Here is a 16,902-nt window from a genome sequence, read left to right as displayed (position 1 = left end):
TAGCAATTCTGAACAACGCTATTTTCAGATTGCGTGCCCGTAATTCCAGGGGCACCGGTCGGTGTCGCGTTCTTACAATCGCGGGCGGCGTGGGCGCTGCAGACTGAGCCGACAGCAATGTTGTTGCGGGAAGGGACGAAACCATGGCAGTTGCCACGCTGAAGATGCTCACCCTGGACAGTGCCGATGCGCGGCGAGACGCGGAGTTCTGGGCGGCCGCGCTCGGTTGGAAGATTGCCCACGTGCAGGACGAGTACGCCATGCTCACCGGTCCGGACCATGCGCTGGGATTCGGCACGGTCCCGGATTATCAGCCGCCTGCCTGGCCGAACGAGAATGGAAGCAAGCAGTTCCATCTGGATCTGGCGGTCGAGGACCTTGAGATGGCCAGTAAGCAAATGGTCGAGTTGGGCGCTACGGTGCCGGCGTTCCAACCCGGTGAAACCTGGCGGGTGCTGCTCGATCCGAGTGGCCACCCGTTCTGCCTCACCCTCGCCGCCAATTGGGGCTAGTCGGCTGATCTACGGGCAGTGGGCGTCGGGGACGACGCCCTCGAACTTTCCTTGGCCGCCGATTTGGGCCAGGCCTTGTTTGCCGTAGGCGAGGGTGCCGGTGGCTAGGAGGTTGTTCGTGCCGCTGGTTGCGCAGTTGATTTGGACGGAGTAGGCGCCCTCGGGGAGGGAGGGCTGGAGGGTTCGGGCCACCTGGTTGTAGGTGTTGAGGAGGTCGGTGGGGTCGGCGCTGGTGGTGGCGACGTGGATCTCTTTGCCTTGGACATCGACGGTGTAGGGCGGTGGTTCGGGGAAGCCGGCCATGGTTGACGTGGACTTGGTGGTGCCCGGCGGTTTGGCGGTCGGCGCGGCCTGGTCGGTGTTGCTGGACGAGCAACCGGCGAGGGTGACGGCGGTAGCGGCCACGCTGCAGGCGAGGGCGGCGATCCGGGCACGGTTCATAGTCCGCATCCTGCCAGTCACCCCTGGCGGAAGCCCGCAGCATCGGGGGTATTTCGGCAGATCGATAGGCGCTACTCACTGAAAAGTAAGCACTTGTAACGGTGTAATCATGGGGCTTACATGGGTTCTCATGAAGGTCATTACATTCGATCGATTCAAGCCCGGTGTCACGCTCGAGACGATTACGCCGTTTCTGCCGGAGGAGGTTGCCAATGTGTGGCGGCTGTGGAAGGCGGGGATTGTGCGGGAGAACTATGCGCGGGCGGATGAGCCCGGGGTGGTCATTGTGTTCGAGGTGGACACCGTTGAGGAGGCCAAGCGGTATATCGACGACTTTCCGCTGAGCAAGAAGGGTTTTCTCGAGTGGACGTTGATTCCGGTGATGGCGCCGCTGCCGCTGGAGGCGTTGATGGACGCCTCCGTGGATGTGGCGGAACCCTACGATCGCACCGCGTGAGGGCGGCATGCGACACGCTTACGGACTGACGATCCCGCAAACCGTCGAGGACGCTTGCCATCCCGAGCGGATGGCGGTGTTGATCTATGACATGCAGGTCGGCATCGTTGGGCAGCTCGCCGATGGTGAGCGCATCGTGAAATCCTGTCTGCAATTGCGGGATGCAGCGCGTGCCAACGGATTTCGGGTGTTCTACACACGCCACATGTCGATGCCACCGGCCGCGGCGGGAGCATCGCAGCTGCGAACGGCGATGGAGTGGCAGCGCCTGGACGATCCCGCCGAGGTGCGCGCCGCCTTCCCGCAGGGATCACCGCAGTATCAGCTGGTCCCGGAGCTGTCGCCGGGGCCCGACGAGGTGGTCTTCGACAAGCTCACCATGTCGGCCTTCGCCGGTACCCCGCTCGATATCGCCTTGCGCGACTTGGGAATCGGCGCGTTTGCGATCGCCGGTATAGCCATGGAAGTCGGCATCGAACCGACAGTCCGCCACGCCACCGACCTCGGCTACCTGCCCATCGTGGTGACCGACGCCTGCGGCGCGGGACATCCCGAGGAGGCCGAACGTTCCCTGGCCGCACTGGCTTTCGCGGGCGGCTCTCGAACAACCGACACCGCTGCCCTCGCCGCACTCATGAACCGGCGATAGCGGGCAGTATCTCCCTGTAGGACAACGAGATCGCCGAAGGTCCGCGCAAAGTCACATGCTCCCGGTACGGCGGCTCGCCGTCGAGCCGCGGATCGACCACCCGCCGCGCCAACCGGGTGAGCGCGATATCGGCTTCCAGCCGGGCCAGCGGCGCACCCAGGCAGAAATGCTGGCCGAGTCCGAAGGCTAGGTGGCGGTTCTCGCGGGCCGGGTCGAAGCGGCCCGGGTCGGCGAACATCTCCGGGTCCCGATTGGCGGCGGCCAGCAGCATGACGATCATGTCCCCGGACTCGATCTCGATGCCCGGCAACGAGATCGAGTCGCGAGCGATGCGCGGTACCAGCTGTACCGGTGGGTCGTAGCGCAGCGTCTCCTCGATCACCGGCCCGGCGAAGGACCCGGCGGCGCGCAGAATGGCCAGGTGATGGCGGTGGCCCAGCAGCGCCAGCGTGGCATTGGCGATGAGGTTGACGGTCGTCTCGTGTCCGGCGATGAGAAGCAGGCCGCAGGTGGCGATGAGCTCGTCGTGGCTGAGCGCGTCACCGGATTCCTCCGCCGCGATCAGCGCGGACAGTAGGTCGTCGCCGGGGTGCCGACGCCGGTCGCGGGCCAATTGTTCGAAGTACTCGTGCACGTCGTTATTGGCGCGCACCAACTCGACCGGATCGGGGCGACCCGTGGTGGCCGTCCCCGACACCGGGTCGAGGGTGCGGGCCAGCATGCTCGACCACGCCCGCAAGCGCGGCTCGTCCTCGACCGGCACCCCCAGCAGCTCACAGATCACCGTGATCGGCAGCGGATACGCCAGATCCGCCACCACATCCAGCCGCCCACGCTCGGCGGCCCGATCCAGGGCGGCGTCCGCGATGGCGGTGATCCGCGGCGCCATCGCCCGCACCACCGCCGGGGTGAACGCCTTGGCGACCAGCCGCCGCAACCGTGTGTGGTCGGGCGCGTCCCGGAACAGGAACGAGTGCGTCCCCGCCAATTCCGCCGCCCGCTCCCCGGCGAGATCGTGGGTCGGCGTCGGCCCCAACGGCAATGCCGCGTGCCGCCGATCCACCACCGCCCCCGGATGCCGCAGCACCGTCGCGCAATCCCGATAGGAGGTCAACACCACCACCGGCCCGCCGCCGAGCCGCACCGGCCCGTGCTCGCGCATGCGGTCGTACAGCGGATAGGGATCGGCGCGATTGGCCGGATTCAGCAGCCCGGCGAAGAAGCCCGGGGAGGACGCGGTGGTCATGGATACCGCCTGGAGGTCAGCCGTGCCGGATGGCGCGATGGGTGAAGGTGGGCGAGGTGCCGGGGTTGAGCAGCGCGCCGGTCAGCTCGCTGGAGGGGAAGAACTGCAGGAACCTGGAATCCTGTTGGGACACATCCACGATTGTCTTCTCGATGACGAGCGAGTTGTACTGCTCGTAGGTGGTCTCGATCGTATTGGCGTTCAGGACAACCTCGTGCCCCCAGGACTTCGCCGCGTGCGCGAGCCCCGGAATACGCGAACGCTCGGGCGTGAGACATTCGGCGGCGATGGCGTTCTCGCTGATCGCCCAGATTCCGGTGTCGGTATTGAGCACCAGCGAGTGATTGCCCATGGCATGTCCGGGCGTGGAGATCAGCGCTACCCCCGGGCCGAGCAGCACGCTGCCGTCCAGCGGCAGGATCTTCTCCGGCGGCAGATCCACGAAGGTGGTCGGCTGATACCAGGGCCGCTGGAACGGATGCAGATCCGCCATGGCCTCCAGCTCATCGCGCTGCGCGAGCAGCTTGGCGTTCGGGAAGGCCGCCGCTACCGGCCGATCCGGGCTGATGTCGGGCTGCGGGCGGGTAGTGCCCAGCCAGCGCCGCACATCCTGGGTGTGCAGATGGTCGAAGGCGAGGTAATCGACCGAGGCCGGATCGACTCCGGCTTGTCGGCACGCGGTGAGCACATCGGAGTGCGCGGTCACGAACAGTCCACGCAGCGGTCCCGGGGTCATCTTGTCGAGCTCGGCAAAATACGGTGTGTAGGAGTCGAGTTCGTGATCACTCGGCTCGAACAGCAGCGTCCGCGGCGTGCCGTCCGACTCGGTCCAGCGCACGATCAGCATGCGATTGCTGATCGTGACGAACGGTGTCGGACTGATCGCGGCCCGGAACAGCCCGTACCGCGTCGGATACGGCAGCGAGATCAGATCGTGCGTGCGCACCGAGTCCGGACGACCGGTGGCGGCGAACTCCCGCTTGAAATCCAGTGCGGCCGTGCGCACCGCGCGCAGCCGCGCACCGAAACCGCCGGGCGCGGACAGTGCCTTGTCGAAGGTATCGATGCGGGCGAACGGCGCGGTGGTGGCCGGGCGTGGAATGGCCAGCGGTTCGGTACTGAGGCGTTCGGCGATGCTCATGCGAGCCTCCTGGGTGCGGTGGTCGATGCGGTCACAGGATTCGAGGCCGCATACGAGTCATGCTGAACAGCGGGGTGAGCGGGCGCAGCGGAATCGGCGGAACCCACACGCCAAGCAGGTCGACGCGGTGCAAGCGCGCGTCGAGTACCCGGCCGATGCCCATCTGATCGAGCGGATCACGTTCGGAGCCTTGCACTTCGAGGTAGAAGTCATCGATCCGACGCACCTCGACCACGCTCTCGCGCGGGGTGAAGCCGACCAGCCAGGACGGGAACAACCCCGCGAGACCGACGACATTGCGGTGCGGGCGAGCCAGGATCGGCGGCGGATCGGTGATCACCTCGCCCAGCCGCCCGCCCATGCCGAGCAACTTGTGCCCGCGACGGGTCGCGGTGGCATGGATCTCGGTGTCGGTGACCGTCCAATCGACCTCGCCGAGCTTCTTCGGATACCCGAGCAGCTCACGCCCGATGATCAAAGCCACGTCATCGTCGAGAATCATCCAGGGACAATGGATTCCGGTGCCCTGCACGGTCTTGATGTGCACGAACAACCCGGCCTCGTGATACCCCGGCGACTCGAAGTTGTTGTCCGGGAAGCACGCGGTGAACAGGTCAGCGCGGGCCGGTTCGGTCAGGCGGACACCGGCGGGCAGCCACTTCCTCATGGCCTCGGGATCGATTTCTACTGTGGCACTGAAGTAATGGGCGTCCCGGTACAGGCTGCGGCGCGGATCGCCGATCGCCAGCACCCGGCGCAGATCATTGCCGAGTGAGCGGCCGACCGTGCGAATGGCGGGTTCCCAGCCCATGATCACTTCACCTTCCGGTAGACGGTGCGCAGGATCGGGCCGATCAGCGCGCGCGGGGTGTACTGGCCACTGACCGTCTGGACCTTGGCGAAGGCCCCCGGCACCACCCGACGGCGACCGGCGGCCAGACCCGAGACCGCCTCGTGCGCAGCCTGTTCCGCGCTGACCCACAGTGGTCCTGGAACCAGCCTGTCCAGCTTCGGTACCTCGGCGACCTCGGCGTACTCGGTGCGCACCGGCCCGGGCGCGAGCAGCGTGCAACTCACCCCCGTGCCCGCGAGCTCGGAATGCAAGGATTCGGCGAGGGTATTGGCGAACGCCTTCGTGGCCGCATAGGTGGCGTTGCCCGGCCCGGGCTGATTGCCCGCGGTGGAACCGGTGATCAGGATCGCGCCCGCACCCCGCTCCACCATGCCGGGCAGGACGGCCAGCGTGAGGTCGTGTACGGCAACGGAATTCAGCACGACTTGCTGACGCTCGCGGGCAGGGCTCGCGTTCGCCAGATCGCCGTAGGTAGCGAACCCGGCGTTGTTGCAGAGCACCGCGATATCCCGCACGGCCAGCTCATCGCACAGCTTTCCGCGCTCGCCCGCGTCGGACAGATCAACGGTCCGCACCTCGGCCTCGACGCCGTGGCGTGCGCTGAGCAGCGCGGCCAGCTCGCGCAACCGGTCCTCGCGCCGGGCCACCAGGACCAGCGAATAGCCCAGGCGGGCAAGCTCCTCGGCCAGAGCGACGCCGATGCCCGAGGAGGCCCCCGTGACGACGGCCCGCGAGGTGGCGGTGGGTGTGGGGAGATTCATCGCGGACTCCTCGATCGGAAGTGGTTCAGGGCGCGGCCGGAGACATTGGGGCTCATGGAGATTCCTCGGCTCAGAACTGGGTGAGCGCGCGGGCGGTCACGGTGGCTCCGGCCGCGGCCAGGGTGCGGATCGCGCCCGGCCCGCTGACCTGCTGGTCTCCGCCGGCGATGCGACGGAAATTCGCTGCGTGCCAGGCGAGTTGGAGGTAGGAATTGACCGGCGCGAGGGGGAGTGGGATGCGTGGCGCGGTGGGTAGCACCAGCGGCTCGGCGGTGCCGGACAGCAGGTCCGCGGCAATATTCGGGCGGATCGCGAACGGACGGCCGAGACCGATCACGTCGACCGCGCCCCCGGCCAGCACCTCGTTCATGAAGTCCAGGGTGCGAATGCCTCCGGTGAGCATGAGCGGCATCGTCGAACGCCAGCGCAGCTCTTCGGCATAACGCAAGAAATAGGCTTCGCGCTCGCGCGTGCTGTCCTGCACCACACCGGTCATGGCCGGGGCCTCATAGTTGCCGCCGGAGATCTCCAGCAGATCGATCCCGGCCTGTTCGAGCGCCAGCGCCACGTCGAGCGACTCGCCTTCTTCCAGCCCCCTGCGCTGGAAGTCGGCTGAGTTCAGCTTCACCGAGAGAATCGCGTTGGCGCCGATGGCTTTCCGGACATCTGCGACCACCTCGAGCAGCAACCGGCGACGGTTCTCCGGAGAGCCGCCGTACTCATCGGTGCGCTGATTGGCCAACGGAGACAGGAACTGCGACAGCAGATAGCCGTGCGCCGCATGTACCTGAACCCCGGAGAAGCCCGCCGCCACCGCCAGTTCCGCGGTCCGCGCGAACCGCCGCCGCAGCTCGGCAATGTCGTCGAGCGACAGCGCGCGCGGCTTGCGCAGGTTGTAGCCGATCACCTCGGGCCGCAGCGCCGACGGGCCGACCGGACGCCGATTCAACGGACCGACCGCCACCCGTCCGGGGTGATTGATCTGCATGATCATGACCGCGCCCGCCCGGGAACCCGCACGCGCCCAATTGCTTACGGCTTCCAAGTGCCGATCGTCCTCGAGGGTGACATTGCGCGGTTCGACATAGGCGCGCCGATCGATCATGACATTGCCGGTGACGAGCAGGCCTGCACCGCCGCGTCCCCATGCGCTGTAGAGGCGGGTCAGGGTCTGGCTGGGCGCGCCGGTGATCTCGCCGAGCTGCTCGCTCATGGCGGCCTTGGCCAGCCGATTGGGCAGCGTCACCCCGCAGGGCAAGGTGAGCGGACTACCGACGGCAACGATGCGAGGTGTGCGGGTCTTGGGTGGCATGAGTGGCTCCTGGTGTGGCGCAGGCGGATTGGTGTGATCAGGCGATGCGGCGGGCGACAGCAAGCAGCGGGCGTAGGACACTCACCGGGAGGCCGCCGGGCGATTCCTCGTGCGAATCGGTGGTTTCGGCCGACCGGCCGCCGCGTTCCGAAACACCGGACAGCAGCGCGCGAATCGTTGTGAGCTGGGTCAGCCCGCGCACCAGCCAGCGGCCGCGCAGCGCCTCCCAGCGCAATTCCGGTCCACCCGCGAGGATTTCAGCGGAGGGCTTGGACACGTGGGCGTAGAGATCGCCGATCGGGCTGTCGAGATCCTGCTGCAGCAGCGCGGATTCGGCGATCAGGCGAGACGAGTTCATCAACAGCATGCCCGCCCCGGAGCGCGGCGCGACCAGGCCCGCGAAATACAGGTTGGCCAGGCCCGGGGCGAAGGTGTGCGCCACCAGCCGTGGCTGGCCGTGCTCCCATTCGAGCAGCCCGTCGCGCAGGAACGGGAAGGTGGTCTTGAAACCTGTCGCCCAGACGATGGTGTCGTACTCACCGACGGTGCCGTCGACGAAAGACACTGTGTGACCGTCGAATCGGGCGATCTCCGGCCGGACCGCGATGCGGCCGTGCTTCAGGAAGTACGGCAATTGCTGGTTGACCACCAGATCCTGCTCGAAGATCCGGTGCTCGGGCTTGCGCAGCCCGAAACTGTCGAAGCTGCCCATGCCCAGCGCGACGAGGGACCGGAAGACGGCCTCCTGGGCGAGCTTCGGGACCGGCACCGAGCCGACATCGAATTTCCCGCTCGGGATGCCGAAGACGTACTTGGGGATGAACCAGTAGCTGCGGCGCAGCGAGATCTCCGAATTGCCGAACGTCACAGCGGCTTCCACCGCCAGATCACAGCCGGAGTTCCCAGCCCCGACCACCAGCACCCGCGATCCTTCCAGGTCGGCGGGCCGCTTGTAGTCCTTGGAATGGATCTGCTTGCCGGTGAATTCGCCCGGGTACGACGGGATATTGGTGTCCCAGTAGTGGCCGTTGGCGACCACCACGCCGGTGTACTCGCGCACCTCGCCGCTCGCGAGTTCGACCCGCCACCCGGCTGCTCCGGTCGCGTCCAGCGGGCCGACGTCGGCCACCAGCGCGCCGAATTCGATGCGGCGGTCGAGCCCGAATTCCGCGGCGAAGGATCGCAGGTAGTCCCGCATCTGCGCGGCGCTCGGGAAGTCCGGGTAGGCGTCGGGCATCGGGTGGTCGGGGTACTCGGTGACGTCCTTGGAACTGATCAGGTACGTGGAGTCGTACACCCCGTGCGACCAGTTGCCGCCGATGGCATCGGTGGCCTCGAGCTGGTCGTAATCCAGGCCGAGATCGGTAAAGGCCTTGGCCACGGCCAGGCCGGTGTATCCCGCTCCGATGATGCAGTAACGACGCCCCATTGCGACCTCCCTCAAAGCTACGGTCCATGTAGCTACAGTGAGTGTAGTATTTGGGCGGCGAGGGTTGAATGTCAAGACCGGCGTGGACATCGGGGAACATCCGGATGGCCGCCGCCGCGGACATTCGACACACTGGATCCTGTGAATCGGGTATTGCGCGAACAGGTCCGTGCCGAGGGGGCGTGGTGACGGCGCTGGCACGCGGGGAGAATCGGCCCGCGCCCGCCGAACGGCTGACGGTCACCGTGACCTGCGCGGCGGCCGTGGACGTCTCGGCGTTGCTGCTGGGAGCCGACGGGCGGGTACGGTCCGACGGCGATTTCGTCTTCTTCAATCAGCCGGTCGCACCGGGTGTCGTGTATCGGCACGGGCGCGGGGCCGGGGACATGGTCCAGATACAGACCTCCGCGCTGCCCGCCGCTGTCGATCGGGTCGCCGTCACCGCGAGCCTCGACGGCAGCGGGCCCGCCACCTTCGCCGGGGCTGGGACGTTGACCGCCACCATCGGATCTGCCGCGGGCACACTGACTTTCCCCATGAACGGCCTGACCACCGAGGCGGCCGTGGTCTGCGTGGAGATCTATCGGCGCGGCGATGCGTGGAAGGTGCGGGCGGTCGGCCAGGGCTATGACGACGGGCTGGCCGGGCTGGCCGCCGCGTTCGGCGTGAACATCGACGACGAGCCGGAACCGGCACAGCCGAGTAGCCCGCCCCAACAGTCCGTACCGGCGAGCCGCGTCGCGCCGACCCAGGTGCTCTCGCGCCCAGAGCCTTTCGCGCCGCCGCCCTCACCGGTGCCTGCCCAGCCGTTCCCCGCGCCGCAGCCCTTCACCCCGCCGCAGCCGGTCCCACCGCCGCCGTATCCGGGGTCGCCGCCGATCGCGCCCACCATGCCTAATCCCCGAGCCGCACAGTATTTTCCAGCCCCACAAGGAGTCCCGTCCGTGCAGAGTGAGCTGTTCCATCCGAATCACGCCGAGGTCAGTGGTGTCGGCATTCAGAAGCAGGGCAGCAAGATGATTCGGGTCGCGGTGAATGGGGAGACGCTCGCGCGTGCCGGATCCATGGTGGCCTATCAGGGGGATCTGCAGTTCAAGGCGCTCGGGTCCGGCGGCATCGGGCGGGCCATTCAGCAGCGGCTGACGGGTGAGGGCGTGCCGCTCATGCAGGTGTCCGGGCGCGGAGATCTGTTCCTGGCCAATGCCGCTGCCGATGTGCATACCGTGGATCTGGACGGCACCGACGGGCTGACCATCAACGGCGCGAACGTGCTGGCCTTCGATTCGACGCTGTCCTACAACATTCAGCGGGTGCAGGGCGCGGCCGGATATGCCAGCAACGCGGGCTTTTTCAACTGTGTCTTCACCGGTCGCGGCCGCATCGCCATCACCACGCACGGCTCCCCGGTGGTGCTCAATGTGGACCAGCCCACCTATGCCGACCCGCAGGCCGCGGTGGCCTGGTCGTCGAGCTTGCAGACCGGGATCAAGCGCAATGACTCGTTCGGATTCGGCCGGTTGATCGGCCGCAGCACGGGTGAGGGTCTGACGCTCGCGTTCTCGGGTCACGGGTTCGTCATCGTGCAGCCGTCCGAACTGCCGCCGGGCGGCATGATCGGCGGCACCGGCGGCGGTCAGGAAGCCGGGCAGTCCGGTGGATTGCTGGGCGGACTGCTCGGCTAGGAGGGGCCTGACTCAGGACGGGCTCACCCGAACAGGCGAATGAGCCAGGCGGCGCTGATCACGGTGGTCACGCCGCCGATGCGGGTCGAGATCTGCGCAAACGGCATGAGATTCATGCGATCGGCGGCGGACAGGATGGCCACGTCACCGGTGCCGCCGAGCCCGCTGTGACAGACGGTGACGAGCGCGGCGTCGACCGGATACATCGCGATGGCGCGGCCCACCAGAAATCCGGTCAGCGCCATCGCGAGAACCACTGCGGTGCAGGCGATCACATAGCCGACCGACAGCACCGCCATCACATTGTTGAGCGGCAGGTACACCATGCCGAGCCCGATCATGGTGGGAAAGATGAACCAGCGGGCGATGATCGCGTACACCGCCCGCGCGTCCGCCTCCACCGAGGCCGGGAACACGCCGCCGAGCTTGCACAGCACCGCCAGAATGATGACCAGCACCGGGGCCGGGAGATGGACCGGCTTCTCCAACAGCGAGGCGAAGACGAACAGACCGGTGATCATCAGGACACCGAGGGCGTAGTTGGGCTCCCGAGTGGCAATGGAATCCGTTGTCAGCGATGGGATCTCGGTGCTGGGACGCAACTGGTCGCCACCGACACGCACCAACCGTCCGCCGCCGTCCAACTCCGGCTTCCGGTCACCGAGCCGCCGCAGCACGCCCGCCGTGATGATCGCGGCGATATTGCCGATGATGGCCGCCGGAATCAACTGCGCCACATAACTTCCCGGCTCACCGCCGAGCGCGGAGGAGTAGGCGGAGGACAGCGGGATGACGCCCTCGCCGATGCCGCCGCCCAGAATTGGGATCACGATGTAGAACAGCGCCCGGTGAAAGCTGTTGCCGAACAACATCGCGACCGCCAGCCCCGCCGCGACCGCCGCGACCGTGCCCGCCAGCAGCGGCGGGAAGATCCGGATCAGGCCGCCCACCATGAGCTTGCGGCTCATGCCGAGAATGCTGCCCACGACCAGGGTGGCGATCACGAAGTACAGGAAGTTGGCCTGCTTCATCAGCGCGGACACGGCGCGCACGGTATTGCCGTCGAACACCTTGGCGTACACCAGGATCGACGGTGTCAGCAGGCACACCAGCGCGCCCCCGCCGATGCGGGAGACCACGGGCAGCCGATTGCCGAGCGGACCGAGCAGCATGCCCAGCCCGACGATCACCGCCAGCCCGCCGATCATGTTCTCCGGAATGGTCCGGAAGTGCCCGGCCAGCAGCACCGCCGCGGTCAGCGCCACCGGGATCAGCAGCGGCGCACCGTCCATCTCGGGCATCGACCGCCGCGAGACCCGGCGGATCCGGTCAATGGAACTCATGGCGGCTCACCGGATTTCCAACGCTGCCCGCACGGCCTTGCCGAGCGATTCGGTGGTCCCGGTGCCACCCATGTCGGGCGTGAGCGCGGCCCCACCGGCGGCGAGCACGGTCTCGATCGCGCTCAACACCGCGGCCGCCGCGACCTGCTCGCCCAAATGCTCGAGCATCATGGCCGCGCTCCAGATCTGCCCGATCGGATTGGCGATGCCGCGCCCGGCGATATCGGGGGCCGAACCGTGCACCGGCTCGAACAGACTGGGAAACCGTCGCTCCGGGTTGATGTTCCCGCTCGGCGCGATCCCGATGGTGCCGGTGCAGGCGGGCCCGAGATCGCTGAGGATGTCGCCGAACAGATTGCTGGCCACCACCACGTCGAACCAGTCGGGGTGCAGCACGAAATTCGCGGCCAGAATATCGATGTGGTATTTGTCCACCTCGATCTCCGGGTAGGCGCGAGACATTTCCACGACCCGCTCGTCCCAGTAGGGCATGGAAATGGAGATGCCATTGCTCTTCGTCGCCGAGGTGAGGTGTTTGCGCGGCCGCCGCTGTGCCAGTTCGAACGCATAGCGCAGAATGCGGTCGACGCCGGTGCGGGTCATGACGGTTTCCTGCACCACCGTTTCCCGTTCCGTGCCTTCGAAAATGCGCCCGCCGATGCTGGAGTATTCGCCCTCGGTGTTCTCGCGCACCACATAGAAATCGATATCGCCGGGTGCGCGCCCGGCCAGCGGGCCGGTCACGCCGGGCAGCAGCCGCACCGGCCGCAGGCTCACGTACTGGTCGAAGTGCCTGCGGAACTGCAGCAGGCTGCCCCACAGCGAGATATGGTCGGGCACCACCTCGGGCCAGCCGACCGCGCCGAAGAAGAGGGCGTCGAAGGATTTCAGCCGATCGAACCAGTTGTCCGGCAGCATTTTCCCGTGCGCGATGTAGTAGTCGGCGCTGGCGAAGTCGAAATATTCGAGTTCCAGGCTGAAATCGCAGGCGGCCGCCGCACCCTCCAGGACCCGGATTCCCTCCGGCACGACTTCCTTTCCGATGCCGTCGCCGGGAATAACCGCAATGCGGTGCACGGTCGCCATAATTCCGCCTTCCTCGCTGCCGATCGAACGTCGTTGCTGTCGGCTGGATCACAACGGTAGGCTCGGTGACCCGGCGCGGAAAGTACGAACGGCGCAAGAGACCTTTTCCGAAATGGAAAGAATGACAGGAGGTTCCGATGCGCGCCGGTGGCAGTGACGACATCCTGTTCTTCGACGTCGTCGCCCGGTCCCGCAGCCTCACCGAGGCGGCCCGCGAATTCGGGCTGTCGGTCTCGGCGGTCAGCAAACGCCTCGCGCAACTGGAGGCACGTCTCGGGGTGCCGCTCATCCAGCGCACCACCCGTCGCTTCACGCTCACCCCGGAAGGGGAGCGGTATGCCGCGGGTGCGGCCCGCCTTGCCGCGCAATGGGAGGAGCTCGAGGATTCCATCGCCGAGCAGCACGGCGAACTGCGCGGCAGGCTGCACGTGCGCTCCACCATCGGGCTGGGCCGCGCCCACATCGCCGACCTGGTGGCCGAATTCGTGGCTGCGCATCCGCTGGTGCAGGTCGATCTGGAGCTCTCGTCGGTGCCGCTCAATATTGCGGGCACCGGTTTCGATCTCGATATCCACGTCGGCACGCTGCCCGATTCCCGGCTGAACGCGCGGCGGTTGTGCCGCAATCGCCGAATCGTCTGCGCCGCACCGGAATACATAGGTCAGCACGGCGAGCCGCAGCGGCTCTCGGAGTTGGAGCGGCACAACTGCATCGTGCTGCGGGAGAACGAGAGCGATTACGCGCTGTGGCGTTTCGAGCAGCCGGACACCGCGGTGCGGGTGGCCGGGAACCTGGTCAGCAATGACGGTGATGTCATCACCCGCTGGTGCCTCGAGGGCCGCGGCCTCATCATGCGTTCGCTGTGGCAGGTCGCCCCGCTGTTGCGCGACGGCAGCCTGATCCAGGTGCTGGCCGACATTCCGACCCCCGGCGCCGACATCTACGCCACCTACACCGATTCCCCCGCGCTGCCCCGGCGCACCCGGACCCTGCTCGACTTTCTCGAGCAGGGCCTCGATGCGCGAATCACGGGGTCTTGACGGCCGTCACGAATTGCACCGCGCCGGAAGACTTCCGGCTGGTGATCTCACAGTCCGCCGCCGCGAGCAGATCCGGCACGACGTGGTGGGCGAGGCTGCGCGCGCCGCCGAGCTGGTAGGCGCGGCGGAACAGCGGGAAGTCGAGCAGTTCTGGATGCGCCAGCGCGGTAACCGCGATCCGCCCGCCGGGCACGGTGACCCGGGCGATCTCGGCCAGCGCGCCTTCCGCGTCGGGGAAAAAGTGCAGGGCGAAGAAGCAGGCCACGGCGTCGAAGGTCTTGTCGGCGAACGGGAGCCGCCCGGCGTCGCCGCGCACGAAACCGACCGATCCCACCGCATTGGTGCGGGCCGCCTCGGCCAGCATGGACTGCGACGCGTCGAGCCCGACGGCCAGCCCGGCCGCACCCACCGCGTCACCGAAGGCCCTGGTGAACAGCCCCGGCCCGCAGCCGACATCGAGCACCAGCGCGCCCTCGGTGATCGCGAGCGAATCCACCGCCCGCTGCTTCTCCCGATTCACCCCGACGGCATTGCTGCCCATGGCGAGCCGGAAGAAATTTCGCCAGATGGGTTCGTAGATCCGGGACACCAGCGGCACCCGCATGGCGGCCTGGCCGATGCCCTTGATGGGCGGGGTATCCGTACCGAGTACGTCGAGGTAGCCGTCCACGACGGTAGATTCGGTGTCGAGCAACTCCGCGATGCGCTGTTGCGGAGCCTTTGTCGTGATCATGCTCGGCAGCCTACGCAGGGATCGACGCTGGTGGAAGGATTGTCTGGGACGGAAATTCGGTGTTAGGTTCGATCTGCACGTCTCGTTCTGATGGAGGGGTTTTGCGCACTGTCACCCGCGTTCTACTGATGCTGGTCACGCTCGTTTTCGGGCTGGCGCTGCTGCCGGCGCAAGCCATGGCCACGCCCGCCGACGCGAACCTGGACGACTCCACCTCCCGGCAGCTCGACGATCTGCTCGCCCTGCGCAACTCGCTGACCGGTCCCCGCACCGACGCGATCGCGCAGCTCTCGGCCCGCTTCCTCGGCACCCCGTACCGCGCGAACATGCTCATCGGCTCGGCGTCCCAGCCGGAACAACTCGTCGTCGACTTCCGTGGCGTCGACTGCTTCACCTACCTCGACTACGTGGAGGCGCTGAGCCGCTCGGCCGACCGCGGCCAGTTCACACAGAACCTCATCGCCACCCGATACGTCGATGGCCAGGTCGAATTCACCCACCGCAAGCACTTCTTCACCGACTGGGCGAACACCAACCGGGTCGCCGCCAACGACATCACCGCGAGCCTGACCCCGGCCGCCGTCACGGTGACCAAGCACCTGAACGCCAAGGCCGGTGGCGGCTACTACCTCCCCGGCATTCCGGTGGTGGACCGCAACATCACCTACATCCCCAGCGCGTCCCTGGACAACGGGGTCATCTCCGCCCTCCACACCGGCGACTTCCTCGGCGCCTACACCGATGAGGCCGGTCTCGACGTCTCCCACGTCGGCATCTTCATCAGCACCCCCAACGGCCCCATGTTCCGCAACGCCTCCTCGCTGTCGGCCAACAACCAGGTGGTCGACACCCCGCTCACCCAGTACCTGAACACCGTCCCCGGTCTGGTTGTCCTGCGCCCCAACTAGTTCGGCCGTTCGCGTTACCGTCGGATATGGCTGGGAAGCGGTACAACTGCGCGGTCGAAGTGACCGTCGATCTGATCGGCGGCAAGTGGAAGCCGGTGATACTGGCGCATCTCAAGGAAGGGGTGCGGCGGTACGGGGAACTGCGCAGGCTGATGCCCGATACCAGCGAGAAGATGCTGATTCAGCAGTTGCGGGAGCTGGAGGGGGATGGGCTGGTGCGGCGCACGGCTTTTCCGACCGTTCCACCGCAGGTCGAGTACGAACTCAGCGAAGAGGGGTGGAGTCTGGTGCCGGTGCTGACCGCGCTCTACGAGTGGGGTGAGAAGCGCGGTGCGCGGGCGGGGCTGGTGATCCAGGCCCCGTGATGCTCAGGCGGCCTCGCGGTGGTCGGTGCGCTCCGGCAGCAGGCCCTCGGCCTCGCACTGGGCGCGGTGCATGGCGCACCGGAATTTGGGGCCCGGTTTGATGTAGGCCGGATCCAGGCGCTGGGTGAACGTGAGGTTGTCACGCCGCCAGCAATCGATGCACACGGGCTCAGACATGGCGTCCTCCTCGAGTTCTCGCTCGCGAAATGTTTGCGACAGAGGGATTCCCATTGCGGGCTCGATTCGGATATAGGTTGTGGCTCTCTTGCGTAACGGATGCGGTCGGTTAGCCGACCGGTCGGTTGGCTAGCAGGAAGTCCCGGGCCGCGGTCAGGATGCGATCGGCGAGTTCGTCGTCGGCGCTGGCACGCGCCAGCATGAGTGCGCCGGACATCAGCGCGACCTCCACCAGCGTCTCGTCGTCGACCGCCTCGGAGCGTTCGGCCAGGTCGCCGAGCTGGCCGACCATGTCGTGCAGCCCCTTCGTGTACGTCTGCCGCAGCGCGCTGTCGGACTCGGTGTGCGCGACATCGCCTGCGAGCGCGGCGATTCCGCAGCCGTGCGCCGGGTGGTCGCGATGCTTGGCGGACAGGTAACGCTCCACGAAGGTCCGCCGCGCCGAGGCCGCGTCGGGCGCGGCCGCGCGGATCTGCTCGCGCTCGAGGTTCTTCTCCTCGCACGCCGCGGCGCACGCCTGTGCGACCAGGTCTTCCTTGGATTGGAAGTGCCGGTAGAACCCGCCGTGGGTGAGCCCGGCCGCGGACATCACCTCGGGCACCGTCACGCCGCCCACCCCGCGCCGACGCACCAACGCGGCGGCCGCGTCCAGCACCTCCTGGCGGTTCGACTCGGCCTGGGCTCGGGAAGAACGGGGCATCGTGGATCTCCTTAAGTTCTTGTGTGTTCAGTACGTTGTGCTGGATACCCGGGCGGGTCGGGTGAGG

General features: G+C 67.1%; 19 protein-coding genes. 7 read left to right on the top strand and 12 right to left on the bottom strand.

The genetic code is table 11. The features are described from left to right. Positions 1–143 precede the first annotated feature (143 nt). Entirely contained in the window at positions 144–512 is a 369-nt protein-coding gene (locus ACYVN4_RS41145; protein ID WP_460729017.1) for a VOC family protein, read from the top strand. A 9-nt stretch (positions 513–521) separates the two neighbouring features. On the opposite strand, the gene ACYVN4_RS41140 is transcribed toward ACYVN4_RS41145, so the two are convergent. Then, positions 522–953, bottom strand: coding sequence for a hypothetical protein (locus tag ACYVN4_RS41140; protein ID WP_460729015.1), 432 nt, complete (start codon positions 951–953; stop codon positions 522–524). A 109-nt stretch (positions 954–1,062) separates the two neighbouring features. On the opposite strand from ACYVN4_RS41140, the gene ACYVN4_RS41135 reads away from it, so the two are divergent. Together ACYVN4_RS41135 and ACYVN4_RS41130 are read left to right on the top strand one after the other, a co-directional pair. Next, a complete protein-coding gene (locus tag ACYVN4_RS41135; RefSeq protein ID WP_460729013.1) occupies positions 1,063–1,410 on the top strand; it encodes a hypothetical protein in 348 nt (115 codons plus the stop codon). 7 nt (positions 1,411–1,417) lie between these two features. Continuing rightward, positions 1,418–2,059, top strand: a complete 642-nt coding sequence (locus tag ACYVN4_RS41130; protein ID WP_460729011.1) for a cysteine hydrolase family protein — start codon at positions 1,418–1,420, stop codon at positions 2,057–2,059. Here the strand turns inward: ACYVN4_RS41130 and ACYVN4_RS41125 are convergent. The 6 genes from ACYVN4_RS41125 to ACYVN4_RS41100 form a co-directional block, all read right to left on the bottom strand. Then, positions 2,043–3,305, bottom strand: a complete 1,263-nt coding sequence (locus ACYVN4_RS41125; protein ID WP_460729009.1) for a cytochrome P450 — start codon at positions 3,303–3,305, stop codon at positions 2,043–2,045. The genes ACYVN4_RS41130 and ACYVN4_RS41125 overlap by 17 nt on opposite strands. Positions 3,306–3,321: 16 nt before the next feature. Continuing rightward, the gene (locus ACYVN4_RS41120; protein ID WP_460729008.1) at positions 3,322–4,446 is read right to left on the bottom strand and encodes an MBL fold metallo-hydrolase; all 1,125 of its coding nucleotides are present in this window, start codon (positions 4,444–4,446) and stop codon (positions 3,322–3,324) included. A 31-nt stretch (positions 4,447–4,477) separates the two neighbouring features. After that, on the bottom strand, positions 4,478–5,257 hold the full coding sequence (locus tag ACYVN4_RS41115; protein ID WP_460729006.1) for an acetoacetate decarboxylase family protein: 780 nt from the start codon (positions 5,255–5,257) through the stop codon (positions 4,478–4,480). Between the two features lie 2 nt (positions 5,258–5,259). Continuing rightward, entirely contained in the window at positions 5,260–6,060 is an 801-nt protein-coding gene (locus ACYVN4_RS41110) for an SDR family NAD(P)-dependent oxidoreductase (RefSeq protein WP_460729004.1), read from the bottom strand. Between the two features lie 70 nt (positions 6,061–6,130). Continuing rightward, entirely contained in the window at positions 6,131–7,372 is a 1,242-nt protein-coding gene (locus ACYVN4_RS41105; protein WP_460729002.1) for an NADH:flavin oxidoreductase/NADH oxidase family protein, read from the bottom strand. A 37-nt stretch (positions 7,373–7,409) separates the two neighbouring features. Next, positions 7,410–8,801 (bottom strand): flavin-containing monooxygenase, encoded by a 1,392-nt coding sequence (locus tag ACYVN4_RS41100; protein ID WP_460729000.1) that lies wholly within the window; start codon positions 8,799–8,801, stop codon positions 7,410–7,412. Positions 8,802–8,986: 185 nt separating this feature from the next. Here ACYVN4_RS41100 and ACYVN4_RS41095 point away from each other — a divergent pair, with 185 nt between their 5' ends. After that, complete coding sequence (locus tag ACYVN4_RS41095) at positions 8,987–10,483, top strand: AIM24 family protein (protein ID WP_460728998.1); 1,497 nt, start codon at positions 8,987–8,989, stop codon at positions 10,481–10,483. A 23-nt stretch (positions 10,484–10,506) separates the two neighbouring features. Here the strand turns inward: ACYVN4_RS41095 and ACYVN4_RS41090 are convergent, their stop codons facing one another. Together ACYVN4_RS41090 and ACYVN4_RS41085 are read right to left on the bottom strand one after the other, a co-directional pair. Further along, entirely contained in the window at positions 10,507–11,826 is a 1,320-nt protein-coding gene (locus tag ACYVN4_RS41090) for a 2-hydroxycarboxylate transporter family protein (RefSeq protein WP_460728996.1), read from the bottom strand. Between the two features lie 6 nt (positions 11,827–11,832). Further along, a complete protein-coding gene (locus ACYVN4_RS41085) occupies positions 11,833–12,912 on the bottom strand; it encodes a tartrate dehydrogenase (protein ID WP_460728994.1) in 1,080 nt (359 codons plus the stop codon). Between the two features lie 137 nt (positions 12,913–13,049). On the opposite strand from ACYVN4_RS41085, the gene ACYVN4_RS41080 reads away from it, so the two are divergent. After that, a complete protein-coding gene (locus ACYVN4_RS41080; protein WP_460728992.1) occupies positions 13,050–13,952 on the top strand; it encodes a LysR family transcriptional regulator in 903 nt (300 codons plus the stop codon). On the opposite strand, the gene ACYVN4_RS41075 is transcribed toward ACYVN4_RS41080, so the two are convergent. Then, positions 13,939–14,685: a class I SAM-dependent methyltransferase gene (locus ACYVN4_RS41075; RefSeq protein WP_460728991.1), complete on the bottom strand. Its 747-nt coding sequence runs from the start codon at positions 14,683–14,685 to the stop codon at positions 13,939–13,941. The genes ACYVN4_RS41080 and ACYVN4_RS41075 overlap by 14 nt on opposite strands. A 101-nt stretch (positions 14,686–14,786) precedes the next feature. Here ACYVN4_RS41075 and ACYVN4_RS41070 point away from each other — a divergent pair, with 101 nt between their 5' ends. Both ACYVN4_RS41070 and ACYVN4_RS41065 read left to right on the top strand, forming a co-directional pair. Continuing rightward, entirely contained in the window at positions 14,787–15,593 is an 807-nt protein-coding gene (locus ACYVN4_RS41070) for a DUF1460 domain-containing protein (RefSeq protein ID WP_460728989.1), read from the top strand. Between the two features lie 26 nt (positions 15,594–15,619). After that, positions 15,620–15,958, top strand: a complete 339-nt coding sequence (locus ACYVN4_RS41065) for a winged helix-turn-helix transcriptional regulator (protein WP_460728987.1) — start codon at positions 15,620–15,622, stop codon at positions 15,956–15,958. Positions 15,959–15,961: 3 nt separating this feature from the next. Here ACYVN4_RS41065 and ACYVN4_RS41060 read toward each other — a convergent pair whose 3' ends face one another. Beyond that, positions 15,962–16,135: a hypothetical protein gene (locus tag ACYVN4_RS41060; RefSeq protein WP_379357790.1), complete on the bottom strand. Its 174-nt coding sequence runs from the start codon at positions 16,133–16,135 to the stop codon at positions 15,962–15,964. 109 nt (positions 16,136–16,244) lie between these two features. Continuing rightward, a complete protein-coding gene (locus ACYVN4_RS41055) occupies positions 16,245–16,835 on the bottom strand; it encodes a TetR/AcrR family transcriptional regulator (protein ID WP_460728985.1) in 591 nt (196 codons plus the stop codon). Positions 16,836–16,902 lie beyond the last annotated feature (67 nt).

It is taken from the genome of Nocardia heshunensis (assembly GCF_054782115.1).
The sequence above is the reverse complement of the archived record's forward strand: the minus strand, read 5'-3'. Positions and strand labels throughout refer to the sequence as shown.

Coding starts and splice junctions, on each gene's coding strand:
- ACYVN4_RS41115 (WP_460729006.1), bottom strand. CDS start 5,257: ATGGGCTGGGAACCCGCCATTCGCACGGTCGGCCGCTCACTCGGCAAT.
- ACYVN4_RS41120 (WP_460729008.1), bottom strand. CDS start 4,446: ATGAGCATCGCCGAACGCCTCAGTACCGAACCGCTGGCCATTCCACGC.
- ACYVN4_RS41125 (WP_460729009.1), bottom strand. CDS start 3,305: ATGACCACCGCGTCCTCCCCGGGCTTCTTCGCCGGGCTGCTGAATCCG.
- ACYVN4_RS41145 (WP_460729017.1), top strand. CDS start 144: ATGGCAGTTGCCACGCTGAAGATGCTCACCCTGGACAGTGCCGATGCG.
- ACYVN4_RS41090 (WP_460728996.1), bottom strand. CDS start 11,826: ATGAGTTCCATTGACCGGATCCGCCGGGTCTCGCGGCGGTCGATGCCC.
- ACYVN4_RS41110 (WP_460729004.1), bottom strand. CDS start 6,060: ATGAATCTCCCCACACCCACCGCCACCTCGCGGGCCGTCGTCACGGGG.
- ACYVN4_RS41135 (WP_460729013.1), top strand. CDS start 1,063: ATGGGGCTTACATGGGTTCTCATGAAGGTCATTACATTCGATCGATTC.
- ACYVN4_RS41130 (WP_460729011.1), top strand. CDS start 1,418: ATGCGACACGCTTACGGACTGACGATCCCGCAAACCGTCGAGGACGCT.
- ACYVN4_RS41075 (WP_460728991.1), bottom strand. CDS start 14,685: ATGATCACGACAAAGGCTCCGCAACAGCGCATCGCGGAGTTGCTCGAC.
- ACYVN4_RS41060 (WP_379357790.1), bottom strand. CDS start 16,135: ATGTCTGAGCCCGTGTGCATCGATTGCTGGCGGCGTGACAACCTCACG.
- ACYVN4_RS41055 (WP_460728985.1), bottom strand. CDS start 16,835: ATGCCCCGTTCTTCCCGAGCCCAGGCCGAGTCGAACCGCCAGGAGGTG.
- ACYVN4_RS41100 (WP_460729000.1), bottom strand. CDS start 8,801: ATGGGGCGTCGTTACTGCATCATCGGAGCGGGATACACCGGCCTGGCC.
- ACYVN4_RS41085 (WP_460728994.1), bottom strand. CDS start 12,912: ATGGCGACCGTGCACCGCATTGCGGTTATTCCCGGCGACGGCATCGGA.
- ACYVN4_RS41065 (WP_460728987.1), top strand. CDS start 15,620: ATGGCTGGGAAGCGGTACAACTGCGCGGTCGAAGTGACCGTCGATCTG.
- ACYVN4_RS41105 (WP_460729002.1), bottom strand. CDS start 7,372: ATGCCACCCAAGACCCGCACACCTCGCATCGTTGCCGTCGGTAGTCCG.
- ACYVN4_RS41080 (WP_460728992.1), top strand. CDS start 13,050: ATGCGCGCCGGTGGCAGTGACGACATCCTGTTCTTCGACGTCGTCGCC.
- ACYVN4_RS41140 (WP_460729015.1), bottom strand. CDS start 953: ATGAACCGTGCCCGGATCGCCGCCCTCGCCTGCAGCGTGGCCGCTACC.